The sequence below is a fragment of the Sphingomonas sp. BK036 genome (genome assembly GCF_004216825.1).
Classification (GTDB): domain Bacteria; phylum Pseudomonadota; class Alphaproteobacteria; order Sphingomonadales; family Sphingomonadaceae; genus Sphingomonas.
The window spans coordinates 1,317,109-1,342,778 of record NZ_SGXR01000003.1 but is presented as its reverse complement, the minus strand read 5'-3'; the positions used below and the strand labels follow the sequence as shown (position 1 = coordinate 1,342,778).

Genomic DNA, 25,670 nt, shown 5'->3' with positions numbered 1-25,670 from the left:
GGGTAACCGATCGCTGGCCCTCTTGGCTCTGGATCCTGACTTTCGTCAGGATGCCGGATAGGGGGCAACCGCCGCATTATCGTTTCATCCTCCCATGTCGCAGGAGCCCGCATGCCGACCCTCGTCCTGATCCGCCACGGCCAGTCCAGCTGGAACCTCGAAAACCGTTTCACCGGCTGGTGGGACGTCGACATGACCGCCAAGGGCGAGGCCGAGGCCAAGGCCGCGGGCGAGCTGATGTCCGCCAAGGGTCTCGACTTCGACCAGACCTTCGTCAGCCTGCAGACGCGTGCGATCAAGACGCTCAACATCGCGCTCGAGGCAATGGGACGGCTCTGGCTCCCGGTCGAGAAGGACTGGCGCCTGAACGAGCGGCATTATGGCGGGCTGACCGGGCTCGACAAGGCCGAGACCGCAGCCAAGCATGGCGACGCGCAGGTCCATATCTGGCGCCGCAGCTTCGACGTCCCGCCGCCCGCGCTGGAGGATGGCAGCGAATTCGACCTGTCGAAGGACCGGCGCTACGACGGCATCGCGATTCCCCAGACTGAGAGCCTCAAGGACACGATCGCACGCGTCCTGCCTTATTGGGACGCACGCATCGCTCCCGCGCTCAAGGGCGGCCAGCGCGTCCTGATCTCCGCGCACGGCAACTCGCTCCGCGCGCTGGTAAAGCATCTGTCGAACATCCCAGACGACGAGATCACGAGCCTCGAAATCCCGACCGGCCAGCCGATCGTGTATGAACTCGACGCCGATCTCAACGCGACCGATCGCTATTACCTGAGCGAGCGCTGAGCCACCCATAGCCCGTCATCCTGACGAAGGTCAGGATCCAGAGCCAAAGGCGTCGGCGTCCGTGGCTCTGGATCCTAGGTCGAGCCCAGGATGAGGGGTAGTTGCCCTAGCCCCCTCCCGTCGCTAGGCACGGCGCTCCTTGGATCAGGGGACGATCGTGGCTCTAGTCGGCATCATCATGGGCAGCACCTCCGATTGGGAGACGATGCGCCACGCTGCCGAGGCGCTCGACACGCTCGGCGTCGCCTACGAGACCAAGGTCGTCTCCGCGCACCGCACGCCGCAACGCCTTTACGACTATGCGACGACCGCCGCCGATCGGGGGCTGAAGGTCGTGATCGCGGGCGCGGGCGGCGCGGCGCATCTGCCCGGAATGGCGGCGTCGATGACGCATCTCCCCGTGCTCGGCGTGCCCGTCGAATCGAAGGCACTCAAGGGCATGGATAGCCTGTTGTCGATCGCGCAGATGCCCGGCGGCATCCCGGTAGGCACGCTGGCGATCGGCAAGCCCGGCGCGATCAACGCAGGCCTGCTCGCCGCCGCGATCCTCGCGACGTCGGACGATGCGCTCGCCACCCGCCTCAAGGCGTGGCGCACCGCACAGACCGACGCCGTCGCCACCGACCCTGCCTGAAGGACCAGAGCATGACGCCGCTTCCCCCCGGATCGACCATCGGCATCCTCGGCGGTGGCCAGCTCGGCCGGATGCTCGCGAGCGCCGCGGCGCAGCTCGGCTATCACACACACGTCCTCGCCCCCGACCAGGAGAGCGTCGCCGCGCAGTCCGCCTCGACGATGACGCGCGCCGATTACCACAACCGCATCGTGCTCGCCGACTTCGCCGACGCGTGCGACGTCGTGACCTACGAGTTCGAGAATATCGACGTCGAGCCGGTCGAATGGCTCGCCGACCGAGTCCCCGTACACCCGAGCCCGCGCGCGCTGCGCGTCGCGCAGGAACGGATCGGCGAGAAGCGCTTCGTCGAGAGCGTCGGCGGGCGTCCGGCGCCCTGGGCGGCGGTCGACAGCCTCGAAAGCCTGCGGGCAGGGCTGGAGGCGGTCGGCACGCCTGCCGTGCTCAAGACCGCGCGGTTCGGCTATGACGGCAAGGGGCAGGTCAAGATCGAGACGCCCGACGCAGCGCAGGCGGCGTGGGATGCGATCGGCGGCCCCGCAGTGCTCGAGGCGTTCGTCCCGTTCGAGCATGAATTCTCGATTCTGATCGCGCGCGGCCTCGACGGCAGCGTTGCGCGGTACGATCCGCCGCTCAACGTGCACCGCGACGCGATCCTCCGCCACTCCACGGTGCCCGCACCCGCCGCCGTACTGGCACAGGCCGCTGAGGCCGCAGCACTGGCCGAACGGATCGCCGCCGAACTTGATTATGTCGGCGTGCTGGCGTGCGAGTTCTTCGTCGGCGCCGACGGTCCGGTGTTTAACGAAATGGCCCCGCGCGTCCATAATTCGGGCCATTGGACGATCGAGGGCGCCGAATGCTCGCAATTCGAAAACCACATCCGCGCGATCTGCGGCCTGCCGCTGGGCACGACGACGCTGACGGCGCGCGCGGTGGCGATGGAAAACCTGATCGGCGACGACGCGGATCGCTGGGCGGAGCTTCTCGCGGAGTCCGGCGCCCATCTCCATCTCTACGGCAAGGGCACCGCACGACCGGGCCGAAAGATGGGCCACGTCACGCGCGTCGTCCGCTGAGGGTGGCCGCGGTAGGCGACCGTTTCACGAAGGCCGCGACGTCGCGCATCGAAGCGCATGTCTGCTTCGAGGCAGCGGACGCGCCAAATCGGCGGTGACGCACGAGTCCTGCTCTTACGTCAGGGTGAGTGAAGTGCGGCAGTGCCGCACCATCATCGGCAAAGCCGGCCAGTTCCGAACAACCATTTCTTCGCCGCCGACACCCGCGCTTCGTGATCGCGGCAGCATCGTATCAGGGAAGCTGAATTTGTGGCAGATATTGGCGGAGACGGAGGGATTCGAACCCTCGGTACCAGTAAACCCGGTACGGCGGTTTAGCAAACCGCTGGTTTCAGCCACTCACCCACGTCTCCGGCTGCAGCAGATGCGAGCCTATAGCGAGGGTCGGCGTAGGGAGCAACGGCTGTAATGATGTCCCCGCGCGAATTGCATCGGACCAGCCGGGGACGAACTGCAAAGTCGGGAAATCGGTCGCTCGTCCCGAATTTACCCGAATTCGACATGCAAACCCCGCTCGTTCATAGCGCGGTAACGTGAACGTCGGTTACTCTACCGGCGGCAGGGTGCCTTGGTAGTGGGGATCGATCGACATGCGTAGCGTCTGGCTTGGCCTGGGTGCCCTAGCGGCAGCCATTTGCGGGGGGGGCGCATCGGCGCAGGTCCGTACGATCGATCCCAATCAGGCGATCGACGGCGATATCTCCGCGCAAGCCTATTCGACGCCGCCGCGCGCGCAGGCGTCAACCCAGCCGTCGCGACCCGCCTATCCGCAAGCACCTGCTCAGTCGGAGCCCGTTCCTGTGCCGCCGCCTCCGGCAAGTCCGCAGGCGGCGGAAACGCGCGCCGAGGCGACGATGCAGGCCGCCGATACCTATGAGCGCGACGATCTGCTCGCGGCGGGCGAAGGCGTCTTTGGCAAGGGCGCGGCCGGACTTGGCGGGCTGCTCGAAAAGATTCTCAAGGATCAGGGGCAACCCAATGCCTATATCGCCGGCCGCGAGGCATCGGGGGCGTTCATCCTGGGCGTACGCTACGGGTCGGGCATCATGAGCCACAAGGTCGAGGGCCAGCAGCCGGTCTACTGGACCGGACCTTCGGTAGGGTTCGACGTCGGCGGCGACGCGAACAAGGTTTTCGTGCTGGTCTATAATCTCTACGACACCGAGGAGCTCTACAAGCGCTTCCCTGCGGTCGAGGGGCGGCTTTATCTCGTGGGGGGCTTCGCTGCGACGTACCTGCGCCGTGGCAATGTCGTGCTGATCCCGATTCGCCTCGGCGTCGGCTGGCGCGCCGGCGTGAACGTCGGGTACATGAACCTCACGCACAAGAGCCGCTGGCTGCCGTTCTGAACCTGCCTCGCCCAGCGCGCTCAAGGGCCGCTGGGCGACATCGCGCCGGCAGGGGCGGCCGATTGCCCGCGTTGGGCCTAAGCCGCCAGCGTGCAAGGCGCGGGTTGTGCAGGCAAGCGTTGGCGGGCGGCGATCCAGTCGCGAATGACTGCAACGTTCACCGTCTCTACGGTATGATGATGGGGCAAATTCCGCCTGCTCGCGGGGCGTTTGGGCACCGATGATCGGTGCACGCTAGGTTGCCGGAGGCCGTGCTGCGAACGGCGTCCATACTCTCCAAACCCAATTGGAAAGTGGTGCCCGGAAGAGGACTCGAACCTCCACGACCTTGCGATCGCCAGCACCTGAAGCTGGTGCGTCTACCAATTCCGCCATCCGGGCACGGGGTAGGAGGGCGCCTCTAGTGGAGGGTACGGATGCTTGTCAACACGCCTCTTGCTGGGGCAAGGGGTTATTCGCGAATGAGCAGGCAAACTAAAGTGGACGGACGGGCGATGAACGACAAACTGGTGACGTTGATCGGGGGCGGCGGTTTCGTCGGCCGCTATGTCGCGCAGGCGCTGCTGGCGACGGGCGCACGCGTCCGCATCGCACAGCGCGATCCGCGGCAGGCGTTTTTCTTAAAGCCGCTCGGCGGGCTCGGCCAGACTCAGTTCGTCGGTGCCGACGTTACCAAGCCCGAGACGATCGCGCATGCGGTCAGCGGCTCGGACGTGGTCGTGAATCTGGTTGGCGTGCTCGCGGGGGATTTCCAGCGTGTGCAGGCGCTGGGAGCACAGACCGTCGCGCAGGCCGCGGCCAAGGCGGGTGTCGGCGCGCTAGTGCATGTCTCGGCGATCGGGGCGGATCCGGAGTCCGCCTCGGCCTATGGCAAGTCGAAGGGGCAGGGCGAGGCGGCGGTGCTGGACGCGTTCCCGACCGCGACGATCCTGCGGCCCTCGATCGTGTTCGGCCAGGAAGACCAGTTCGTGAACCGCTTTGCCGGGATGATCGCCAAGGCGCCGGTCGTCCCCGTGCTGCGCGCAGGGGCGAAGTTCCAGCCGGTGTTCGTCGGCAACGTCGCCGATGCGATCGTCGCGGCGGCAGCGGCGCCCGAGACGTTCGGCGGGCAGACGCTCGAGCTTGGCGGACCCGACATCATCACGATGGGCAATCTGATCCGCTGGATCGCCAGCACGATCGGTCGCACGCCGTCGATCGTCGAGCTTCCCGATTTCGCGGGCGCGCTGATCGCCAGGGCGGGGTTCCTGCCGGGCGCCCCGATCACCAAGGACCAGTGGACGATGCTGCAGAGCGACAATGTCGTCACCGGCGTCGATGGCCTGGCCGCGCTGGGGATCGACGCGACGCCGCTCTCCACGGTCGCGCCGGGCTGGCTGGTGCGGTTCCGCAAGGCTGGACGGTTCGGTCGGCGCGCCGAAACGCATGCGGAAGTGCACGCAGGTGGATCGAACTAGGCTAAGCCTGTCCTGACCTACCGCGCCGGAGCCTTGCTTGACCGAACTTCTGACCGTCATCCTCCTCGGCATCGTCGAGGGGATCACCGAATTCCTGCCCGTTTCCTCGACGGGCCACCTGATCCTGGCCACACGGCTGCTTGGCTATGATGCCGGGCGCTGGGAGGTGTTCAACGTCGTGATCCAGCTGGGGGCGATCCTAGCGATCGTCGTGCTGTACTGGCGGACGTTCTGGGCGGTCGGCATGGGACTGTTCCGCCGCGAGCCGAAATCCTGGTTGTTCCTGCGCAACCTGGTGGTGGCGTTCATTCCCGCCGCGGTGATCGGGCTGGCGCTGCACAAATATATCGAGGCGCTGCTCGGCAATGCTGAGGTCGTGGCGATCGCGCTGGTCGTCGGCGGCTTTGCGATCCTCGCGGTCGAGCGGTTTGCGCCACGCAGCGACATCAGCGGCGTCGCCGACATTCCGCTGAAGACGGTAGTAGGCATCGGCTTCCTCCAGTGCCTCGCGATGATCCCGGGCGTCAGCCGCTCGGGCGCGACGATCCTCGGCGCGCTGGCGTTGGGCGTCGAGCGGCGCACCGCGGCGGAGTTCAGCTTCTTCCTCGCGATCCCGACGATGCTCGGCGCGAGCGCGCTCGAGCTGCTCAAGAACCGCGATGCGATCGTGAGCGGCGGCGGGGTTGGGTTGGGCGCGATCGCGATTGGCGCCGCCGTATCGTTCATCGTCGCGTTGCTGGTGGTGAAGTGGTTCGTCGGTATCGTCACCAAGCACGGTTTCGTGCCGTTCGCGCTCTACCGCGTCGTCGCCGGCTCGGCCGCACTGATCTGGCTGCTGAGCAAGTAAGGCCGATGCGGAACTAATAATACTAATCGGAAAGGATTGGTCGGAAACAACGCGGATCTCAGCCAATTTTACGGCAGCTATACTGACGTAAATGCGTTTTTAGCAGTGACAAGCCCCTGACGGCGCAATAACGCAGCTGTCGGAGGAATGTATGGCGAACGATTCGATGCTAAAGTTTGTCGGGCGAGAGCAATCCTACCCGGCGAAGCGCACCGCGGACGAGCGGCAGGAGGATTTCCGCGAGATCGCGCAGCGATACGCGGTCGAGCCCGCCGAGGAGCAAGCAGGGCGCTGCTCGCAATGCGGCGTGCCCTATTGCTCGGTCCATTGCCCGCTGCACAACCATATCCCCGACTGGCTCCGGCTGACCGCCGAAGGGCGGCTGCGCGAGGCGTATGAGCTGAGTAACGCGACTTCGACAATGCCGGAGATTTGCGGGCGCATTTGTCCACAGGACCGGCTGTGCGAAGGCAATTGCGTCATCGAATTCACGGGGCACGGCGCGGTCACGATCGGATCGGTCGAGAAGTTCATCACCGACACCGCGTGGGAGAATGGCTGGGTCGAGCCGCTCATTCCCGGCAAATCGCGCGGCCAGTCGGTCGGCGTGATCGGTGCGGGGCCGGCAGGGCTGACCGCGGCGGAATATCTGCGCGGGCACGGCTATGACGTCCATGTCTATGACCGCTACGATCGTGCGGGCGGACTGCTCACCTACGGCATCCCCGGCTTCAAGCTCGAAAAGCCGATCGTAATGCGCCGCGTCGAGCGGCTGAAGGCGGCGGGCATCGTCTTCCACGAGGGCTTCGCGGTCGGCCATGACGCGAGCCTCGACGATCTGCGCCAGCGCCACGACGCGATCCTGGTCGCGACCGGCGTGTACAAGGCGCGCGCAATGGACCTGCCCGGCGGCGGGTCGAACGGCGTGGTCGCCGCGCTCGACTTCCTCGTCGCCTCGAACCGCAAGGGTTTCGGCGACGCGGTCCCCGCGTTCGACGACGGCAGCCTCAATGCCGAGGGCAAGGACGTCGTCGTGATCGGCGGCGGCGACACCGCGATGGACTGCGTCCGCACCGCGATCCGCCAGGGTGCCAAGTCTGTGAAGTGTCTCTATCGCCGCGACCGCGCGAACATGCCCGGATCGCAGCGCGAAGTTGCCAATGCCGAGGAGGAGGGCGTCGAGTTCGTCTGGCTGTCGGGGCCGCAGAGCTTCGACGGCGGTGACACCGTGTCGAGCGTCAAGGTGCGGAAAATGCGGCTCGGCGCGCCCGACGCGAGCGGTCGCCGTGCGCCCGAGCCCGATCCCGCCGGTGACTATTCGGTCGACGCGGACCTAGTGATCAAGGCGCTCGGCTTCGACGCCGAGGATCTGCCGACGCTGTTCGCGACGCCTGAGCTTGGGGTCAGCCGCTGGGGGACCGTCCTTGTCGACGGCAAGACACTGATGACCTCGCTCGACGGCGTGTTCGCGGCGGGCGACATCGTCCGCGGTGCGAGCCTCGTCGTCTGGGCAATCCGCGACGGGCGCGACGTCGCCGCAACGATGCACAAGTGGCTGAAGACCAAGGCTGCGAACGCGAAGGTCGCGGCATGATGCACGCTTTTCTCGGGGCGGTGTTGCTGGCGGGCGCGATAATGCCGCCGGCGGCGCATGCGCAGGCACCGGCTGCTGCCGTCGCGGCCCCCGATCCGGCTCGCCTTGCTGCCGCGCGCGAACTGATCGACGTCCTGATGCCGCCCGAATCGCGCGCGCAGATGATCGAGGCCATGATCGCGCCAATGCTGGGCAATCTGCAGCAGGGCATGGCGCAGAGCCCGATGTTCAGCAGTGCGATGGCGGAGCATCCGGAAATGCAGACGCGGTTTGCCACCTTTCTCGAACGGCAGCAGGTTCGCACGATGACGCTGATGCGCGACGGCTTGCCGAGCATGGTCGACGCGATGGCGCGCGCCTATGCGCGCCGCTTCGATGTCGCCCAATGCCGTGACATCAAGGCGTTCTTCGCGACGCCGAGCGGCCGCGCATACATGCAGCAATCGCTGACGATCATGGCCGACCCCGATGTCGCTGCCTGGCAGCGGTCTATGATGGAATCCTCGATGGCGCACATGCAGGCCGATGTCGCCGAATTCGCCAAGCAGGCGGCCACGCCCGCGCAGAAGAAGAAGTGACGATGACCGATTTCACCACCGATCAACGCGCCCGTCTCGCCGAGGAGGGCATGTATCGCCCCGATTTCGAAGGCGATGCCTGCGGCGTCGGGCTCGTCGCCGCCACCGATGGCCGCGCGTCGCGGCGCGTGGTGCAGTCCGCGGTCGATGCGCTGAAAGCGGTGTGGCACCGCGGCGCGGTCGATGCGGACGGCAAGACGGGCGACGGGGCGGGGCTGCACATCGATCTGCCGCTGCGCTTCTTCGACGATGCGGTCGCCGCGTCGGGGCACAAGGTGCGCCCGAACCGGCTCGCGGTCGGCATGATCTTCCTGCCGCGCACCGATCTGGGCGCGCAGGAGGATTGCCGGACGATCGTCGAGAGCGCGATCATCGAGGCGGGCTATACCATCTATGGCTGGCGCCAGGTGCCCGTCGACGTGTCGGTGATCGGCCAGAAGGCGCAGGCGACGCGTCCCGAGATCGAGCAGATCATGATCGCCGGACCGATGCCCGACGAGCAGGACGCCGCCGAGTTCGAAAAGACGCTGTATCTGGTCCGCCGCAGGATCGAGAAGCGTGTGATCGCGGCGCAGATCCAGGGCTTCTACATCTGCTCGCTGTCGTGCCGGTCGATCATCTACAAGGGGCTGTTCCTCGCCGAATCGCTGTCGGTGTTCTACCCCGATCTGTGCGACCAGCGCTTCGAGAGCCGCGTCGCGATCTTCCACCAGCGCTATTCGACCAACACCTTCCCGCAATGGTGGCTGGCGCAACCGTTCCGCTGCCTCGCGCATAACGGCGAGATCAACACGATCCGCGGCAACAAGAACTGGATGTTGTCACACGAGATCCGGATGGCGAGCCTCGCGTTCGGCGACAATTCGGAGGACATCAAGCCGGTGATCCCGGCCGGCGCGTCCGATACCGCGGCGCTCGACGCGGTGTTCGAAGCGATCTGTCGCTCGGGGCGCGATGCGCCGACCGCCAAGCTGATGCTGGTGCCCGAGGCCGCGAGCCCGGACATGCCGCCAGAGCATACCGCGATGTACCAGTATCTCGCCTCCGTGATGGAGCCGTGGGACGGCCCCGCTGCACTGGCGATGACCGATGGCCGCTGGGCGGTCGCGGGGATGGACCGCAACGCGCTCAGGCCGCTGCGCTATACGCTGACGTCGGACGGTCTGCTGATCGTCGGGTCGGAGAGCGGCATGGTCGTCGTTCCCGAATCGACGATCGTCGCGAAGGGCCGCCTGGGACCGGGCGAGATGATCGCGGTCGACCTCGACGAGGGCGTCCTGTTGCAGGACCGCGCGGTGAAGGATCGCATCTCGGGCGAGGCGGATTACGCCGCGATGATCGGCGAATTTCACACACTCGCCGATCTGCCCTCGGTCGAGGACGCGGTCGTGCGTTACGACCGCGCCGAGCTCGCACGCCGCCAGATCGCGGCGGGGCAGACGATGGAGGACATGGAGCTGATCCTGTCGCCGATGGTCGAATCGGCCAAGGAAGCGATCGGATCGATGGGCGACGATACGCCGCTGGCCGTGATTTCGGACAAGCCGCGCCTGATCAGCCAGTTCTTCCGCCAGAATTTCAGCCAGGTGACCAACCCGCCGATCGATCCGTTGCGCGAGCGGCACGTGATGTCGCTGAAGACGCGGTTCGGCAATCTCGCCAACATCCTCGACGTCCGCGACCAGCGCGAGCGCGTGCTGGTGCTGGATTCGCCGGTGCTGACGGGCGAGCATTGGTCGCGGCTGAAGGCGCATTTCGGCAGTGCGGTCGCCGAGATCGACTGCACGTTTGAGGTCGGCGGCGGCCCGGAGAAGCTGCGTGCGGCGATCCAGCGGATCCGCAACGAGGCCGAACAGGCGGTGCGGCAGGGCAAGAGCGAAATCTTCCTCACCGACGAGGCGATCAGCGAAGACCGCGTCGGCATCGCCGGCGTCCTCGCGGTGGCGGCCGTCCACACGCATCTCGTCCGTCGCGGCCTGCGCTCCTATGCGTCGATCAACGTGCGGACCGCCGAATGCCTCGACACGCATTATTATGCTGTGCTGATCGGCGTCGGCGCGACGACCGTGAACGCGTATCTGGCCGAGGCCGCAATCGTCGATCGTCAGTCACGCGGGCTGTTCGGCGATCTGGAGCTGGCCGAATGCCTCCGCCGTCACCGCGTCGCGGTCGAGGAGGGGCTGCTCAAGATCATGTCGAAGATGGGCATCGCGGTCATCTCGTCCTACCGCGGCGGCTATAATTTCGAAGCGGTCGGACTGTCGCGCAGCCTGGTGAACGACCTGTTCCCCGGCATGCCCGCCAAGATCAGCGGCGAGGGCTACAAGTCGCTCCACGTCAACGCGACCGACCGTCACGAAGCGGCGTTCGATCCGGCAGTGGCGACGCTGCCGATCGGCGGCTTCTATCGCCAGCGCCACACCGGCGAGACGCACGCCTATTCGGCGCAGCTGATGCATCTGCTCCAGACCGCGGTCGCGACCGACAGCTATACAAGCTATCTGCAATTCTCGCGCGGCGTGTCCGACCTGCCGCCGGTGTATTTGCGCGATCTGCTCCAGTTCAACTTCCCCGCTGAGGGCGTTCCGGTCGACCAGGTCGAGGCGATCACCGAGATCCGCAAGCGCTTCGTAACGCCGGGCATGTCGCTCGGCGCGCTGAGCCCCGAGGCGCACGAGACGCTCGCGATCGCGATGAACCGGATCGGCGCGAAGGCGGTGTCGGGCGAGGGCGGCGAGGACAAGGCGCGGTTCGTGCCCTATGCGAACGGCGACAATGCCAACTCGACAATCAAACAGATCGCGAGCGGGCGGTTCGGCGTGACCGCGGAATATCTGAACGCGTGCGAGGAGATCGAGGTCAAGGTCGCACAGGGCGCCAAGCCCGGCGAGGGCGGCCAGCTGCCCGGCTTCAAGGTCACCGAGTTCATCGCCAAGCTGCGCCATGCGACGCCCGGTGTGACTCTGATCTCGCCGCCGCCGCATCACGACATCTACTCGATCGAGGATCTGGCGCAGCTGATCTACGACTTGAAGCAAATCAACCCGCGTGCGCGCGTCTGCGTGAAGCTCGTCTCGTCGGCGGGAATCGGTACGGTCGCGGCGGGGGTGGCGAAGGCGCATGCCGACGTGATCCTGATCGCGGGGCATGTCGGCGGCACCGGCGCGAGCCCGCAGACTTCGATCAAATATGCCGGCACGCCGTGGGAAATGGGGCTGTCGGAGGTCAACCAGGTGCTGACGCTCAACGGCCTGCGCGGTCGCGTGCGGCTGCGCACCGATGGGGGCTTGAAGACCGGTCGCGACATCGTGATCGCGGCGATCCTCGGTGCCGAGGAATACGGCATCGGCACGCTGAGCCTCGTCGCGATGGGCTGCATCATGGTGCGCCAGTGCCATTCGAACACCTGTCCGGTCGGGATCTGCACGCAGAACGACGCGCTCAGGCAGAAGTTCGTCGGCACGCCTGAGAAGGTGATCAACCTGATGACGTTCATCGCCGAGGAGGTCCGCGACATCCTCGCGCGGCTCGGCGTGAAGAGCCTCGACGACGTGATCGGCCGCACCGAACTGCTGCGGCAGGTCAGCCGCGGCGCGGAGCATCTCGACGATCTCGATCTCAACCCGATCCTGGCGAAGGTCGATGCCGACGATTCGCAGCGTCGGTTCAGCCTGTCGACGTTCCGTAACGAAGTGCCCGACAGCCTCGATGCGCAGATCATCAAGGATGCCGGCGCGGTGTTCTCGCGCGGCGAGAAGATGCAGCTGACCTATTCGGTGCGCAACACGCACCGCGCGGTAGGGACTCGGCTGTCGAGCGAGATCACGCGGAAGTTCGGGATGTCGACGCTCGCCGACGATCACGTCACGATCCGTCTGCGCGGCTCCGCGGGCCAGTCGCTCGGCGCGTTCCTGTGCAAGGGGATCACGCTCGAGGTGTTCGGTGATTCGAACGACTATGTCGGCAAGGGGCTGTCGGGCGGCACGATCATCGTCCGGCCCGCGGTGAGTTCGCCGCTGGCCAGCCAGGACAACACGATCATCGGCAACACCGTGCTCTACGGCGCGACGAGCGGTCGGCTGTTCGCGGCGGGGCAGGCGGGCGAGCGGTTCGCGGTCCGCAATTCGGGCGCGAACGTCGTCGTCGAGGGCTGCGGTGCGAACGGGTGCGAATATATGACCGGCGGCATCGCGGTGGTGCTGGGCAAGGTCGGCGCGAACTTCGGCGCGGGGATGACCGGCGGGATGGCGTTCATCTACGATCCCGACGGCACGTTCGAGACGCGCGCGAACCCGGAGAACATCACTTGGGACCGGGTGCGGTCGCTCCACTGGGCGGACGTGCTGCTCGACCTCGTGCGCGACCATGCGGATACGACCGACAGCAAATGGTCGAAGGGCCTGCTCGAGGACTGGGACCGCGTGGCGCCGCATTTCTGGCAGATCGTGCCCAAGGAAATGCTGACGCGGCTAAGCCATCCGCTCGACGACAGCGCGGAACTGGTCGCAGCGGAGTAAGTCAAACCCTCACACCACCCCGGCGAAGGCCGGGGCCCAATTGGCAAGGCCACAGTTGCGGAGCGCTATCCTCCGGTAGCGACGTCCCCCAATTGGGCCCCGGCCTTCGCCGGGGGGATAGGGAGGGGCCACGCGGAGACGCGGAGGCGCGGAGCTAGAATCCTCCCTGCTTTTCTTTTCCCGTGATCGGTTATTAAGGAGCTTCGCGCGCTGCGAACGCACCACCTCCGCGTCGCCCCGCCTCCGCGCCTCCGCGTGAACCAAATCTTCTTACCCGCCGCCCAACCGGCGCTAGTGACACACCCGCCCCCCACCGCCTAAACGATAGGCATGTGGCAGCTTTATCAATTCCCCCTGTGTCCCTTCTCGCGAAAGGTGCGCCTGCTGCTGGGCGAGAAGGGGGTCGGCTACGAACTCGTCCGCGAATCGCCGTGGGAACGCCGCGACGAGTTCATGGACATGAACCCCGCCGGCCAGACTCCGGTGATGGTCGACGCGTCGCGCGGCGTCGCGCCGCTCATCGACTCCATGGCGATCTGCGAATTCTTCGAGGAAACCGTCGAGAAGGCCGCGATGATCAACGGCACCGCGACCAACCGCGCGGAAATCCGCCGGCTGGTCACGTGGTTCGACACACATTTCTACCGCGACGTGACCGGCCCGCTGCTCCACGAGCGGATGGTCAAGCGGCTCGCGCACCGCGCCGCGCCCGACGCAAAGGGCCTGCGCGAGGCGATGAAGGCCGCGGTCGGGCATCTCGATTATATGGATTATCTGCTCGATCACCGGAACTGGTTGGGGGGCGCGACGATGAGCCTCGCCGATCTGGCGGCGGCGGCGCAGATTTCGGTCACCGACTATCTCGGTGGGATCGACTGGAAGGGCCACGACCAGACCGCGCGCTGGTATCGCGGGTTCAAGAGCCGCCCGAGCTTCCGCCCGCTGCTGTCCGAACGGATGGAGCTGATCTCGCCGCCGGCGCATTACGACAACGTGGATTTCTGAGATGCCCACCGCTGAAATCGCCTTCCCCGATTTCGAGAAGGTCGACATCCGCGTCGGCACGATCGTCGAGGCAGAACCCTTTCCCGAAGCGCGCAAACCCGCGTTCAAGCTGCGAATCGATTTCGGCGACGCGATCGGCGTGAAGCGCTCGTCCGCGCAGATCACCGAGCATTATACGCCCGAGACGCTGGTCGGTCGCCAGGTCGCGGCAGTGGTCAACTTCCCGTCGCGCCAGATCGGCCCGGTACGCTCCGAAGTCCTGACGCTCGGCTTCCCCGACGCCGACGGCAAGGTTGTCCTGATCTCACCGAGCATGCCGGTCCCCAACGGCGGACGGCTGTTCTAAAGCACAATCCTCCCCCCTGCGGGGGAGGATAAGAGAAGCGCCTCTTACTGGCGCAGGTCGTTCTGCGTGATCGGGACGATCTTTACCTCGACGCGACGGTTTGCCGCGCGGCCGGCATCGGTGTCGTTCGATGCGATCGGCTGCGTCTTGCCGTAGCCGCGCGTGCCGATGCGGGCCGCCTGCACGCCGTGGCCCGACAGATAATCCGCGACCGAGCGTGCGCGGCGCTCCGACAGCGCCTGGTTGTATGCGTCGCTGCCCGTCGAATCGGTGTGGCCGTACACGTCGACATAGGTCTGGTTGTACTGCGCCAGCGTGTCGGCGACCTGGTCGAGCGTGCGCTGGAACTGCGGCTGCACGTTGGCGCTGTCATACGCGAAGGTGATCCCCGACGGGATGTTGAGCACCAGGTCGTCACCCTGGCGGATCACCTGGACGTCGGTGCCCGCGGTGCGTGCGCGGAGGTCGCGCTCCTGCTTGTCCATATACGCGCCGATGCCTGCGCCGGCGAGGCCGCCGATGCCTGCGCCTAGCAGCTTCTCGGTCCGGTCATGCCGCCCACCGACCACGTCGCCCAGCAGATAGCCACCGAGCGCGCCGCCGATACCGCCAAGCGCGGTCTTCGAAATCGTTTGACGCCCCGTTTCCGGATCGGTGGTGCAACCGCTGGTGGCGATCAGTGCGGCGAGTGCTGCGCCTACGAACATATTGGTTTTCATAGATAATCTCCCTGAGACACGACAATTCACGGCTTCATGCCCGATACGGCCGACAACCCGGTGTCGCGACGATTGTTCCGCCTGCGCACTGAACCAAGCATGACCATAGTTCGCGTCCCCCTGTCGAGTATCCACCAGCCCATGTGCAAGGGCGGTTGTGCGAACCGGCGTTGTCCTGCAAAGAGGCGCAGAGCCAATGGCACCGCTTCCCCCCTTCCCATGGATCGACGTTGCGATCATCCTCGCGCTGGTCGCGTTGAACGGCGTATTCGCGATGAGCGAACTCGCGATCGTCTCGGCGCGCAAGGCGCGGCTCGAGGCGATGGCGCGCGCCGGCAAGAAGGGTGCGCGCGCCGCGCTCGTGCTCGCCGCGGACCCCGGCAAGTTCCTGTCGACCGTCCAGATCGGCATCACGCTGATCGGCATCCTTGCCGGCGCCTATTCGGGATCGAGCCTGGGCATGCCGACTGCGGCGCGTTTGCAGGCGCTCGGCCTGTCCGCCTCGACCGCCGAGACCGCCGGGTTCGCGATCGTCATCGGCCTCACGACCTATGCATCGCTGATCATCGGCGAGCTCGTCCCCAAGCAGTTCGCGTTGCGCGCGCCAGAGGCGATCGCCTCGTTCATGGCGCCGGTGATGCGCTGGCTCGCGATCGGTACCGCACCGATCGTGTGGGTGCTCGATTCGACCAGTGCCCTGATCTTCCGCCTGCTCCGCCTCAACCGCGAATCGGAGGAGCATGTCACCGCCGAGGAACTTCACCTGATCGTCGCCGAGGCGTCGAAGTCGGGGATTATCGAGGAGCATGAACGCTCAATCATCTCGGGCGTCGTGCGGCTAGCGGATCGCCCGGTCCGCGAGGTGATGACGCCGAGGACCGACATCGACTGGCTCGACTGCAACTGGGGCCCTGACGAGATCCGCGAGACGTTGCTCGCCTCGCAGCATACGCGGCTGCCGGTCGGCGATGGCTCGATCGACGCGGTCAAGGGCGTCGTCCAGGCACGCGACATCGCCGCCGCGCTGTTCCGCGGCGACCCGCTCGATCTCCGCGCGCTGATGCGCAAGGCACCGGTGGTGATCGACCAGATCGACGCGATGGACGCACTGCTCGCGCTGCGCGAGGCGGAGGTGCCGATGGCGCTGATCCATGACGAATATGGGCATTTCGAGGGGATCGTGACGCCTGCCGACCTGCTCGCGGCGATCGCCGGCGAGTTCAAGTCGGACGCCGACCCTGACGACGCGCCCTCCGTCGTGGTGCGCGACGACGGGTCGCTGCTGGTGGCTGGCACGATGGCGGCCGATTCTCTCGCCGACCGCCTCGGCATCGATCTGCCCGAGGACCGCGACTACGCGACCGTCGCGGGACTTGCCCTGTCGGTCTTCCGCCACCTGCCGGGCGAGGGCGAGAGCTTTGTCGAGCAGGGCTGGAAGTTCGAGATCGTCGACCTCGACGGCCGCCGGATCGACAAGCTGCTGGTCAGCGAAGTCTGAAGCAGGCGTCTCCTGCGAAGGCAGGGGACGGGGCGGCGCAAGCGCCCACAACTCACACGAGCGCGAACGGCGACCGACCGGATTGGTGCCTTGACGCTCCTTTAGTCGGCCGTTGCGGGCACCGTGGCGGAGCTCTCGGTCGCCGGCGCATTGACCACAGGCGCCTCGGCTGCGGGGGTGCCCATAGCAGGGGTCTCTGGAACCGCCCGCGCACCCGGTTCCAGATCCTTCGGCACGAACGGCACGACGCTGGGCGGCGGCCCCGACATGCCCGCGGGATCGCCCTCGGCGCGGCCATGGAGATGGTCGATCTCCGCCTGGCGCCGGTTGAGATAGAAGGACCGGGTCGCCGCATAGGGATCGGGCGAATTGTCGTGCAGATCCTTCAGCGTCTGGTCGAACTCGGACCGGTGGTCGAGTGCGCCGAGGATCCCTGCCGGGATCGTGTAGGTCGCGCTGGTAAATGGCTTGCCGATGCCGACCGGCAGGATCAGCCGATCGATCGCACCGCCGAACAGGTCGCGGATCGTGGTCGGGCCGACCAGCGGCAGGAACAGGAACGCGCCGTTCTTGACGCCGTAATAGCCCAGCGTGTTGGCGAATCCGTTCGAGCGGCGCGGGAGGTGGAACGGCTTGCGCTTGGCGATGTCGATCACGCCGACCGCGCCGATCGTGGAATTGATCGCGAACCGCCCGACCGTCTCTGCCGCCTTGCCCGGCTTGAACTGCAGCAGGAAGTTCAGGAAGACGATCGGCTCGCGCAGATTATAGAGGAAATTGTGGATGCCGCGCCGGATCGGGCTGGGCACGGTCTTCTTGTAGGTTCGCGCGACCGGCCCGATCACCGCATCGTCGACCTTCTGCGTTACCGCGAACGACTCGGCGTTGACCGCGCGCAGCGGATCGCCTGCGGTTTCCTTGCGTCCGGTGACGACGACGTCGCGGTCGGTATTCGGCGTGTTCAGCGGTGCCGGACCGACCGGCGGGATCGTCTGGGTCGGAACCCCCTGCGGCTCGAACGTCACCGCAGGAAGCGACGCGACCAGCGCCAAGGGTGAAACCGCCATCGACAGCGGCATCAGTACCGGCATCGACGCGCTATCGGGAAAATCCCCGGCAAACGGCGACGGCGTCGCACCAAGCCATGCGACCGGCGCTGCCGATCCATGCACCGGCGTTGCGGTCAGCAGCATCGCGCTCATCATTGCCAGCATGTGCACTCATCACCCTGTCTAATGCCGGCCTCATACTTCGAGGTCCGTCGCCGCGTGGCATGCCCGTCGCCGCGAGCCCGGCATAGAGCCAATCGACATTCGTCGCCTGCGGCTGCTGCCAAAGGTCGCCGGAGCTTACAGCTTCCCGAAGATCGCCTCGAAGCCGGCCTTGTCGCCGGCCGCGAGCAGGCGTGCCTGCTCGATCCAGCGATCGCGCCCCATCCGCCCGGTGAAATTGCCGAGTTGCGCATCGATCGACTGCGCCTCGCTCTCGGACAAAGCGGCCATCTCGCCGACCGTCGTGACGCCGAGCGCGCCGAGCTGCGTGGCGACCTTCGGTCCGAGTCCCTTTAGCTGCGTGACCGGGCCATCGGCGAAGGCGGGGGATGATACGGGGGTGTCGACCGGCGTAGGCGGCGCCTTGATTTCAGCAGGTGGCTGAACCGTCGGTGCGATGGCCGGGCTGGGATCTGCCCGCGCCGGCGTGGGCGTGGCCGGAACGGGGGATACGCGCTCGATCGGTGGCGGCGGTGGTGCCGGCGCTGGAGCAACCGTCCGTGTCTGGGTCTGGGACTGCTCGGCCTTGCGCTGCTCGACTGGTGCGGGGGCCGGGGTTGTCGCACGCTGATCGTCCGAGTCGACGGGCGCGGGGGGGACGCCGGCTTCCTCGGCATTGGCGATCACGTCGCGCGACGCCTTCACCCGGCTGCGTTTCGCCTTGATGCCCCAGAGCAGCCCGATCACGACCAAAATAGCCACCACGGCGATGATCGTGAAGTGGATCGCGGTCAGCGTGGCAATGCCGTCGGGCAGCAGGCTGAGGCCCGAGGCGGAAGTCGCGGAAGTTTCGTTCATTCTCTATCAGTAGCGCTGCGCGAGAAATGCGGCGAGAGCTAAATCGGGGGCCTCGTCGCGATAGAGCGCGGCACGATCGGCTGACGCGCAGGCCGCGTCAGGACGCGCGCGCAATCTCCCGCCAGCCGATGTCGCGCCGATAGAAGCCTTCCGCGAAATCGATCGCGTCGACCCCGCGATAGGCGTTGGCCTGCGCCGCCGCCACGTCATCGCCGGTGGCGGTCACCGCCAGAACGCGACCGCCTGACGCGACCAGCCCGCCATCCTCGAACCGGGTGCCGGCGTGAAACACCGTGGCGCCAGCGGCGCGCGCAGAATCGAGGCCGATGATCGACCCACCCGCCTTGGGCGTCCCCGGATAGCCATCGGCCGCCATCACCACCGTCAAGGCGGTCTCGTCGCTGAACGTCGCCGCGGGCATCTCGCCGAGCCGTCCCTCGGCCACCGCCAGCATCGTCGCAAGCAGATCGCCCTGAAAACGCATCATCAACACCTGCGTCTCGGGATCGCCGAACCGCGCGTTATATTCGATCAGCTTGGGCCCCTGCGCGGTGAGCATCAGTCCCGCATACAGCACGCCCGAGAATGGCATGCCGTCTGCGGCCATCGCCGCTACGGTCGGCGCGACGATTTCATCGATGGCGCGCTGTTCGAGCGCGGACGTCAGGACGAGGGCGGGGCTGTACGCGCCCATGCCGCCGGTGTTCGGGCCGGTATCGCCCTCACCGACGCGCTTGTGATCCTGCGCGGAGCCGAACGGCATCAGCGACACGCCATCGGTGAGGACGAAGAGGCTTGCTTCTTCGCCTTCCAGAAATTCCTCGATCACCGCCTCGGCTTCCCCGTCGGCGAACAGCGCATCGAACGCCGCATCGGCTTCGGCTGCGCTGAACGCGATGACGACGCCCTTGCCCGCCGCCAGTCCGTCCGCCTTGATGACGACCGGCAGCGAAAACGTGCGGGCGAGCGCGTTTTCAGCTTCTTCGCGGCTCTTCACGCGGACATAGCCTGCGGTCGGAATCCCCGCGCGCTGGCACAGATCCTTGGTGAAGCCCTTCGAGCCCTCCAGTTGCGCCGCCGCCCTAGAGGGCCCGAACACGGCAATGTCCGCGGCGCGCAACGTATCGGCCAGGCCGTCGACCAGCGGTGCCTCCGGCCCGATCACGACCAGCCCGATCGCCTGTTCCCGCACGAACGCAGTGACGGCGGCGTGATCCGTCGCATCCAGCGGCACGAGCGTCGCGAGTTGCGCGATCCCGGGGTTGCCCGGCGCGGCATACAGCGTATCGAGGCCGCGAGATTGCACCAGCTTCCACGCGAGCGCATGTTCGCGCCCCCCCGAGCCCAGCAGCAGGACGTTCATGCCCGATCCCTTTTTCGATGAAGTGTCGAGTGACATGGGGCGGCTGGTAGCCGAGCCGGTCGCCGGCGACAACGCACTCGCCATGTCGGTCGGCGAACTCGCGTTCAAGCTGAAGCGGATGGTCGAGGGCGAATTCGGGCATGTCCGCCTGCGCGGCGAGATCTCGGGGTGGAAACGCGTCGCGTCGGGGCATTGCTACATGTCGCTCAAGGACGATCAGGCGGTGATCGACGGCGTGATCTGGAAGGGCAATGCGTCGAGCCTCGCCTTCGTGCCGCAGGACGGGATCGAGGTGATCGCGACCGGCAAGCTCACCACCTATCCCGGCCGCTCGAAATATCAGATCGTCATCGAGCGGATGGAGCTCGCCGGCGCGGGTGCGCTGATGGCGCTGCTTGAAAAGCTCAAGGCGAAGCTTAGCGGTGAGGGGCTGTTCGACCGGGCGTGCAAGCAGCAGCTGCCGTTCATGCCGCGGGTGATCGGCGTCGTGACGTCGGGCACCGGCGCGGTGATCCGCGACATCCTCCACCGCCTGGAGGATCGCTGCCCGACGCACGTCATCGTCTGGCCGGTCAAGGTGCAGGGCGAGGGTTCCGCTGCGGAAATCGCCGCCGCGGTCCGCGGGTTCGACGCGATCGTCCCCGGTGGTCCGGTACCGCGCCCCGATCTCGTCATCGTCGCGCGCGGCGGTGGTTCGGTCGAGGATCTGTGGTCGTTCAACGAGGAGGTCGTCGTGCGTGCGGTCGCCAGCTGCACGATCCCGATCATCTCCGCGGTGGGCCACGAGACCGACACAACGCTGTGCGACTTCGCCGCCGACCTGCGCGCGCCGACGCCGACTGCGGCGGCCGAGATCGCGGTGCCGGTGCTCGCCGACCTGCGGCTGACGATCGACAGCCACCGCAATCGGACCGAACGCTGCGCCCGCCGCCATGTCGAGCGCGGTCGCGAGCGGCTCGACGCGCTGTCGCGGTTGCTGCCGAAGCGCGATCAGTTGCTCGGGCCGCAGCGCCAACGCGCCGACGATTTCGGGCAGCGGCTCGATCGCGGGCTCGAGCGGCGCCTGACCATGGCGCGCGGTAGCCTCGATCGATCGGGAGCGGCGCTCCGTCCGGCCACGCTCGATCGCAAGCTCGAAGCGAAACGTGCTCAGCTCGACGCGACGTGGCGGCTCGTCCAGTCGCTCAACCCCGACACGATCCTAGAACGTGGCTATGCCCGCGTCACCGCGCGCCCCGGCGGGGAAACACTCGCCTCGGCCAAGTCCGCACGAGCGGCAGGCACGCTGACGCTTCATTTCCGCGATGGCGTGGTGGACGCGGTGACGGACGCCGGCCTTGAGCGACCCGCCGCCAAAACCTATGCTGCCCCCAAGGCCAAGCCCGCGCCGGACGCCGTGCCTCGCCAGCCTACCCTGCTATAAAAGAGCCCGATCATGCTGATGTCCAACTCCGACCGCGCCGCTCGCCTCCATTATATGGCCAATGGTTTCCGCGTGCTCAGCCCTGGCGATCATGTCGCCTGTGCCGCGACCGGTCACCGCATTGCGCTCGAGGACCTGCGCTACTGGAGCGTTGCGCGGCAGGAGGCCTATGCCACCGCCGCCGCCGCGAGCGAAGCGATGGCGCCACGATGATTCGGGCGGCGGTGCTCGCGCTGTTGGTCGTAACCAGCGCCACTGCCCAGCAAGCGCCGCCCGCGACCACCGCAAGCGCATCCGCATTCCGCTGGACCGGCACGCTGAGCCAAGGCGGGTTGATCCTGGGGACGGCCCCCGCAGGTGCTCGCACGCTCACGCTCGATGGCAAACCGATTGCACTGTCGCCCGATGGCCGCTTCCTTGCCGGCTTTGACCGCGACGCTGGCGCGCCGGCGGTCCTCGCTGCGACATTGGCCGATGGCCGCATCGTCACGCAGCCGCTGACGATCGCGCCTCGGGCTTGGCGGATCGAGCGCCTGAACATGCTGCCAAAATTTCCCGCGCCCGACCCTGTTTTTGCCAAGCTGCGTCCGCCCGAACTCGCGCAGATCGTCGCAGCGCGTGCCCGGATCTCCGATGCGCAAGGCTGGCGACAGGCCTTCGCCTGGCCCGCCACCGGTCGCATCTCCGGCCTGTTCGGCGCGCAGCGCATCTACAAGGGCGAGCCCGGCAGCTATCATTCGGGAACCGACATCGCCAAGCCGACCGGCGCGATCGTTACGGCGCCCGCCGACGGCGTCGTGATCCTGGCAGCCGATCACCCCTTCACGCTGGAGGGCAACCTGCTGATGCTCGACCACGGCATGGGGCTGAACAGCGCGTTCCTGCATCTGTCGCGGATCGATGTGAAGGTCGGCGATCACGTCACGAAGGGGCAGCCGATCGGCGCGGTCGGCATGACCGGCAGGGCGACTGGCCCGCATCTCCACTGGAGCCTGCGCTGGGACGACGCGAAGCTCGATCCGATGCTAGTGGCGGACGCGATGCGGTAACGAAGCAGACTAATTATTGTGCGTTGCAGTACCTCGGTGCTCGTAAATGCGACAGAATGTAAACTTACAAGACAGCTATTGTGTCTATTTTGCTACATGAGATTACGAAAGCGTGACGTAGTCCGGATGCAATCTTTACAGGATGGGACAGCACCTCCATCCCATCGCCATGTCCTTGGGGATCGCATTCAACCGCGATCAAGGGGGGCGCTCAATAACCCGGCGGATCGCGATGCGACCGCCAGGTTCAGGCGAGGAAACGCTTACGTGACCAGTATTTCGACTTTCGCACGCTACGGCCTGCGCGGCAGCACCGCGCTTCACGCGCTTGCGTTGATGGGGGCAGGCGTTGCTTTTGCCGGCTCGGCTTCGGCCCAGACAACACCAGCACCAGCACCAGCACCAGCACCGACGACGGCTCCAGCCGAACTGCCAGCAGATCAGGCAGCACCGGCTGCCGCAGATCAAGGCAATGACATTGTCGTAACGGGTTCGCTGTTCCGCCAGACGGACAATGCGACGCCGTCGCCGGTCACGACGCTGAGCACCGCCAATCTTGACGCACGCGGCATCAACACGGTGCAAGGCGGGATCCAGTCGCTCGCTTCGAACAACGGCCCGGCGCTGACCAACTCGTTCACCGCCAACGGCGCATTCGCCGGTGGTGCGTCGGCCGTGTCGCTTCGCGGTCTGTCGACGAACTCGACGTTGGTGCTGTTCGACGGCCTGCGCGCCGCTTATTATCCGCTGGCCGATGACGCGACGCGCAACTTCGTCGACCTCAATACGATCCCTGACGATATCGTTGACCGCGTCGAGATCCTGCGCGACGGCGCCTCGTCGAGCTATGGCGCAGACGCCATCGCGGGCGTCGTCAACGTCATCACCAAGCGCTCGTTCAACGGCGTTAGCGGCCGCGCCGAGGCCGGTATCAGCCAGCGCGGCGTCGCCGCGAACCAGCGGCTGACGCTGACCGCAGGCACCGGCGATCTCGATGCCAAGGGCTATAACGCCTATGTCAGCGGCTTCTATTATCGCAGCGAGGCGGTTTATAACCGCGACCTGCCAGCGCCGTTCAACTCGTCCGACCAGCGCGGCGTCGGCACCGGTGGCCCGAACAACATCGTCAACGGGATCGGCGGCGACGGCCTGCTGCCGAACAATGGTCCGGTCGCGGGCGCGAACTTCTTTGTGCGTCCTGCCAACGGCACGACCGCAGTCGCCGGATCGCGGTTCCAGCTGAGCTCGCCGGGCTGCCTCAACGGCAACCCCTATGCGACCACGGCCGGGGATCGCGCACAGGCGAACAACGGTGCCATCGCGAACGTCGTCTGCCAGCAGGATCTGGTCAACCAGTACGGCGTCGTTGCCCCGAACATCGAGCGGTTCGGTGGATCGGCAAAGTTCACGGCCAAGGTCGGCGACAATGCCGAGGCGTATCTGCAGGTCAATTTCCAGCAGTCCTCGTCAAGCTATAGCGGCGATCCTTCGGTGATCCGGGGCAACGCGCCTGCCGGCATCAACTTCCAGCAATATTCGACCTCGTCGGCGGCGGCGCAGTATGCGCCCGGCTCCGCACCGCTGTCGTTGCCGGTCTATGTCTGCGCACGCGGCACCGCCGTCTGCAATGCGGGCAACGGCACGCTGAACCCGAACAACCCGTTTGCGGCAGCCGGCCAGAACGCGCTGCTGATCGGCACGCTGCCCGACACGGTCAATGCCAACTCGACGCGCAACCGTGTGTACCGTGCGGCCGCAGGGGTGAAGGGCACGATCGAAGGCGGCTGGGACTATCGCGTCGATGCGACCGCGATGCACAGCGACCTGCGTCGTACGCAGGCGGGCTACGTCTATATTCAGCATCTGCTCGATGTGATCGCCGACGGCAGCTACAACTTCGTAAACCCGGGTCTCAACTCGCAGGCAACGCGCGACTATCTGACGCCGACCAACATCGCCGATTCCAGCTCCGACCTGTACCAGTTGCAGGCGTCGGTTACGAAGGCGCTGTTCACGCTCCCCGGCGGCCCGGCACAGCTGGCTCTGGGCGGGTCGATCTTCTACGAAGCGATCGATGCACCGTCGGCCAACCCCGATATCAACGGCCCGACCCAGCGCTATTTCTCGATCAACGCGTTCGGCACGAGCGGCAACCGCACCGTGTCGTCGGCGTTCGGCGAATTGCAGCTGCCGATCGTCGACCAGTTCTTGATCAATGCCTCGGGTCGTTACGATCATTACTCGTCGGGTCAGAGCAACTTCTCGCCAAAGGTCGGCGCCAAGTTCACGCCGTTCCGCCAGTTGGCGATCCGCGGCACCTGGTCGCGCGGTTTCCGCATCCCGAGCTTCGGCGAGGCTAACGCGCTGCCGACGACCGGCTATGTGACGAACAACGCGACGCTGTTCAACGACGGCTATCTTGCGCAATATGGCTGCACGGTTGCGACCTTCGCGTCGTGCCCGACCTATATCCGCCAGGGCAGCTATGGATCGACGACGCTGGCCAGCCAGAATCTCGAGCCTGAAAAGTCGCGCAGCTTCACCGCGGGCATCGTGTTTGAGCCGATCCGCAACGTGTCGTTCACGGTCGACTTCTTCGACATCAAGAAGACCGGCGCGATCACGTCGCTGACCGCAGGCGACGCGCTGGCAGCGTATTATTCGGGCCAGCAGATTCCTGATGGCTTCACCGTCACACCCGACGCTGTCGGCGTGGGCTTCGAGAACGCCAAGCCGCGGGTCGGCCTGGTGGCATCGCAGCTGGTCAACGCGAACACGATCCATTCGCAGGGCATCGATTTCGGTGGCAGCGCACGGTTCGATCTTACGGACAATGTTCGCTACACGATCTCGGGCGAGGGCAGCCTGCTGCTCGACCTCAGCACCACCTTCCCGGGCGGTCGCAAGGAGAAGTATGTCGGCACGCTCGGCAACTACAACCTGACCGCGGGTTCGGGTACGCCGCGCTGGCGTGCGAATATCACCAACACGATCGACGTGCAGGATTTCAGCCTGAGCGGTACGGTCAACTACGTGGCCGGCTATAACCTGTCGGCTGAGGATCAGGGCGGCGTGCGCGGCGATGGCGGCCTCGCGGTCGACTACCTGCCTGCAAACGTCGACGGCTATATTACGGTCGACATGGTTGGCACCGTGAAGGTCACCGACCGGTTCAGCTTCTACTTGAACGTGCTGAACATCCTCAACGACCTGCCGCCGATCGATCCGGCGACCTATGGCGCGTATCTCTACAACCCCGTCCAGGCGAGCGAGGGTATCTACGGCCGTCAGTTCCGCGCGGGCGTGAAGTTCGGCTTCTAAACCGGGCTTACTGGAATGCGGGAG

20 protein-coding genes and 2 tRNA genes are annotated in these 25,670 nt (G+C 66.3%); 16 read left to right on the top strand and 6 right to left on the bottom strand.

The genetic code is table 11. The features are described 5' to 3' along the window. Positions 1–111 precede the first annotated feature (111 nt). The 3 genes from gpmA (at position 112) to EV283_RS06375 (ending at position 2,511) form a co-directional block, all read left to right on the top strand. The gene (gene gpmA / locus EV283_RS06385; protein WP_130323560.1) at positions 112–798 is read left to right on the top strand and encodes a 2,3-diphosphoglycerate-dependent phosphoglycerate mutase; all 687 of its coding nucleotides are present in this window, start codon (positions 112–114) and stop codon (positions 796–798) included. Between the two features lie 178 nt (positions 799–976). Beyond that, a complete protein-coding gene (gene purE, locus EV283_RS06380; RefSeq protein WP_056418995.1) occupies positions 977–1,432 on the top strand; it encodes a 5-(carboxyamino)imidazole ribonucleotide mutase in 456 nt (151 codons plus the stop codon). A gap of 11 nt (positions 1,433–1,443) precedes the next feature. Next, positions 1,444–2,511 (top strand): 5-(carboxyamino)imidazole ribonucleotide synthase, encoded by a 1,068-nt coding sequence (locus tag EV283_RS06375; protein ID WP_130323558.1) that lies wholly within the window; start codon positions 1,444–1,446, stop codon positions 2,509–2,511. Positions 2,512–2,771: 260 nt separating this feature from the next. On the opposite strand, the gene EV283_RS06370 is transcribed toward EV283_RS06375, so the two are convergent. Then, positions 2,772–2,864: transfer RNA gene (locus tag EV283_RS06370), tRNA-Ser, on the bottom strand. Between the two features lie 237 nt (positions 2,865–3,101). Here EV283_RS06370 and EV283_RS06365 point away from each other — a divergent pair. Continuing rightward, positions 3,102–3,860 (top strand): DUF1134 domain-containing protein, encoded by a 759-nt coding sequence (locus EV283_RS06365; RefSeq protein ID WP_130323557.1) that lies wholly within the window; start codon positions 3,102–3,104, stop codon positions 3,858–3,860. 294 nt (positions 3,861–4,154) lie between these two features. Here the strand turns inward: EV283_RS06365 and EV283_RS06360 are convergent. Further along, positions 4,155–4,241 (bottom strand) — tRNA-Leu (locus EV283_RS06360). Between the two features lie 113 nt (positions 4,242–4,354). Here EV283_RS06360 and EV283_RS06355 point away from each other — a divergent pair. The 7 genes from EV283_RS06355 (at position 4,355) to EV283_RS06325 (ending at position 14,204) form a co-directional block, all read left to right on the top strand. Continuing rightward, positions 4,355–5,317 (top strand): complex I NDUFA9 subunit family protein, encoded by a 963-nt coding sequence (locus EV283_RS06355; RefSeq protein ID WP_130323555.1) that lies wholly within the window; start codon positions 4,355–4,357, stop codon positions 5,315–5,317. A gap of 37 nt (positions 5,318–5,354) precedes the next feature. Further along, the gene (locus EV283_RS06350; protein WP_130323553.1) at positions 5,355–6,164 is read left to right on the top strand and encodes an undecaprenyl-diphosphate phosphatase; all 810 of its coding nucleotides are present in this window, start codon (positions 5,355–5,357) and stop codon (positions 6,162–6,164) included. A gap of 151 nt (positions 6,165–6,315) precedes the next feature. Continuing rightward, positions 6,316–7,758, top strand: a complete 1,443-nt coding sequence (locus tag EV283_RS06345) for an NAD(P)-dependent oxidoreductase (protein WP_130323551.1) — start codon at positions 6,316–6,318, stop codon at positions 7,756–7,758. After that, complete coding sequence (locus tag EV283_RS06340) at positions 7,755–8,336, top strand: DUF2059 domain-containing protein (protein WP_165391700.1); 582 nt, start codon at positions 7,755–7,757, stop codon at positions 8,334–8,336. The genes EV283_RS06345 and EV283_RS06340 overlap by 4 nt, the downstream gene beginning before the upstream one ends. Before the next feature lie 2 nt (positions 8,337–8,338). Beyond that, positions 8,339–12,853, top strand: coding sequence for a glutamate synthase large subunit (gltB, locus tag EV283_RS06335; RefSeq protein WP_130323547.1), 4,515 nt, complete (start codon positions 8,339–8,341; stop codon positions 12,851–12,853). 330 nt (positions 12,854–13,183) lie between these two features. Further along, positions 13,184–13,858, top strand: coding sequence for a glutathione S-transferase family protein (locus EV283_RS06330; protein WP_056418961.1), 675 nt, complete (start codon positions 13,184–13,186; stop codon positions 13,856–13,858). Between the two features lies 1 nt (position 13,859). After that, positions 13,860–14,204 carry a tRNA-binding protein gene (locus EV283_RS06325; RefSeq protein ID WP_130323545.1) on the top strand — a complete coding sequence of 115 codons (345 nt, stop codon included), beginning with the start codon at positions 13,860–13,862 and terminating at the stop codon, positions 14,202–14,204. 44 nt (positions 14,205–14,248) lie between these two features. Here the strand turns inward: EV283_RS06325 and EV283_RS06320 are convergent, their stop codons facing one another. Further along, positions 14,249–14,923: an OmpA family protein gene (locus EV283_RS06320; protein WP_130323543.1), complete on the bottom strand. Its 675-nt coding sequence runs from the start codon at positions 14,921–14,923 to the stop codon at positions 14,249–14,251. 196 nt (positions 14,924–15,119) lie between these two features. On the opposite strand from EV283_RS06320, the gene EV283_RS06315 reads away from it, so the two are divergent. Further along, the gene (locus tag EV283_RS06315; protein WP_107956447.1) at positions 15,120–16,421 is read left to right on the top strand and encodes a hemolysin family protein; all 1,302 of its coding nucleotides are present in this window, start codon (positions 15,120–15,122) and stop codon (positions 16,419–16,421) included. A 101-nt stretch (positions 16,422–16,522) separates the two neighbouring features. Here the strand turns inward: EV283_RS06315 and EV283_RS06310 are convergent, their stop codons facing one another. The 3 genes from EV283_RS06310 to purD all read right to left on the bottom strand — a co-directional run bounded on the left by EV283_RS06310 (position 16,523) and on the right by purD (position 19,853). Further along, positions 16,523–17,635, bottom strand: a complete 1,113-nt coding sequence (locus tag EV283_RS06310; RefSeq protein WP_242615807.1) for a VacJ family lipoprotein — start codon at positions 17,633–17,635, stop codon at positions 16,523–16,525. 135 nt (positions 17,636–17,770) lie between these two features. Then, positions 17,771–18,490 (bottom strand): hypothetical protein, encoded by a 720-nt coding sequence (locus EV283_RS06305; RefSeq protein WP_130323541.1) that lies wholly within the window; start codon positions 18,488–18,490, stop codon positions 17,771–17,773. Positions 18,491–18,587: 97 nt separating this feature from the next. Continuing rightward, a complete protein-coding gene (purD, locus tag EV283_RS06300) occupies positions 18,588–19,853 on the bottom strand; it encodes a phosphoribosylamine--glycine ligase (RefSeq protein ID WP_130323539.1) in 1,266 nt (421 codons plus the stop codon). On the opposite strand from purD, the gene xseA reads away from it, so the two are divergent. The 4 genes from xseA (at position 19,852) to EV283_RS06280 (ending at position 25,646) form a co-directional block, all read left to right on the top strand. After that, positions 19,852–21,276 (top strand): exodeoxyribonuclease VII large subunit, encoded by a 1,425-nt coding sequence (xseA, locus tag EV283_RS06295; RefSeq protein ID WP_130323537.1) that lies wholly within the window; start codon positions 19,852–19,854, stop codon positions 21,274–21,276. The two genes, purD and xseA, sit on opposite strands and share 2 nt — an antisense overlap. Before the next feature lie 12 nt (positions 21,277–21,288). After that, complete coding sequence (locus EV283_RS06290; RefSeq protein WP_055881745.1) at positions 21,289–21,489, top strand: DUF2093 domain-containing protein; 201 nt, start codon at positions 21,289–21,291, stop codon at positions 21,487–21,489. Continuing rightward, on the top strand, positions 21,486–22,325 hold the full coding sequence (locus EV283_RS06285; protein WP_130323535.1) for a M23 family metallopeptidase: 840 nt from the start codon (positions 21,486–21,488) through the stop codon (positions 22,323–22,325). The genes EV283_RS06290 and EV283_RS06285 overlap by 4 nt, the downstream gene beginning before the upstream one ends. A 276-nt stretch (positions 22,326–22,601) precedes the next feature. After that, positions 22,602–25,646: a TonB-dependent receptor gene (locus EV283_RS06280; protein WP_242615840.1), complete on the top strand. Its 3,045-nt coding sequence runs from the start codon at positions 22,602–22,604 to the stop codon at positions 25,644–25,646. The last annotated feature ends 24 nt before the right edge of the window (positions 25,647–25,670 follow it).

Excerpts from the sequence above, each read along its gene's own strand:
- EV283_RS06365 (WP_130323557.1), top strand. The coding sequence starts at position 3,102 with ATGCGTAGCGTCTGGCTTGGCCTGGGTGCCCTAGCGGCAGCCATTTGC.
- gltB (WP_130323547.1), top strand. The coding sequence starts at position 8,339 with ATGACCGATTTCACCACCGATCAACGCGCCCGTCTCGCCGAGGAGGGC.
- gpmA (WP_130323560.1), top strand. The coding sequence starts at position 112 with ATGCCGACCCTCGTCCTGATCCGCCACGGCCAGTCCAGCTGGAACCTC.
- EV283_RS06325 (WP_130323545.1), top strand. The coding sequence starts at position 13,860 with ATGCCCACCGCTGAAATCGCCTTCCCCGATTTCGAGAAGGTCGACATC.
- EV283_RS06305 (WP_130323541.1), bottom strand. The coding sequence starts at position 18,490 with ATGAACGAAACTTCCGCGACTTCCGCCTCGGGCCTCAGCCTGCTGCCC.
- EV283_RS06290 (WP_055881745.1), top strand. The coding sequence starts at position 21,289 with ATGCTGATGTCCAACTCCGACCGCGCCGCTCGCCTCCATTATATGGCC.
- EV283_RS06355 (WP_130323555.1), top strand. The coding sequence starts at position 4,355 with ATGAACGACAAACTGGTGACGTTGATCGGGGGCGGCGGTTTCGTCGGC.
- purD (WP_130323539.1), bottom strand. The coding sequence starts at position 19,853 with ATGAACGTCCTGCTGCTGGGCTCGGGGGGGCGCGAACATGCGCTCGCG.
- EV283_RS06340 (WP_165391700.1), top strand. The coding sequence starts at position 7,755 with ATGATGCACGCTTTTCTCGGGGCGGTGTTGCTGGCGGGCGCGATAATG.
- EV283_RS06310 (WP_242615807.1), bottom strand. The coding sequence starts at position 17,635 with ATGCTGGCAATGATGAGCGCGATGCTGCTGACCGCAACGCCGGTGCAT.
- EV283_RS06315 (WP_107956447.1), top strand. The coding sequence starts at position 15,120 with ATGGCACCGCTTCCCCCCTTCCCATGGATCGACGTTGCGATCATCCTC.
- EV283_RS06345 (WP_130323551.1), top strand. The coding sequence starts at position 6,316 with ATGGCGAACGATTCGATGCTAAAGTTTGTCGGGCGAGAGCAATCCTAC.
- EV283_RS06320 (WP_130323543.1), bottom strand. The coding sequence starts at position 14,923 with ATGAAAACCAATATGTTCGTAGGCGCAGCACTCGCCGCACTGATCGCC.
- xseA (WP_130323537.1), top strand. The coding sequence starts at position 19,852 with ATGCCCGATCCCTTTTTCGATGAAGTGTCGAGTGACATGGGGCGGCTG.
- EV283_RS06285 (WP_130323535.1), top strand. The coding sequence starts at position 21,486 with ATGATTCGGGCGGCGGTGCTCGCGCTGTTGGTCGTAACCAGCGCCACT.
- EV283_RS06330 (WP_056418961.1), top strand. The coding sequence starts at position 13,184 with ATGTGGCAGCTTTATCAATTCCCCCTGTGTCCCTTCTCGCGAAAGGTG.
- purE (WP_056418995.1), top strand. The coding sequence starts at position 977 with ATGGGCAGCACCTCCGATTGGGAGACGATGCGCCACGCTGCCGAGGCG.
- EV283_RS06375 (WP_130323558.1), top strand. The coding sequence starts at position 1,444 with ATGACGCCGCTTCCCCCCGGATCGACCATCGGCATCCTCGGCGGTGGC.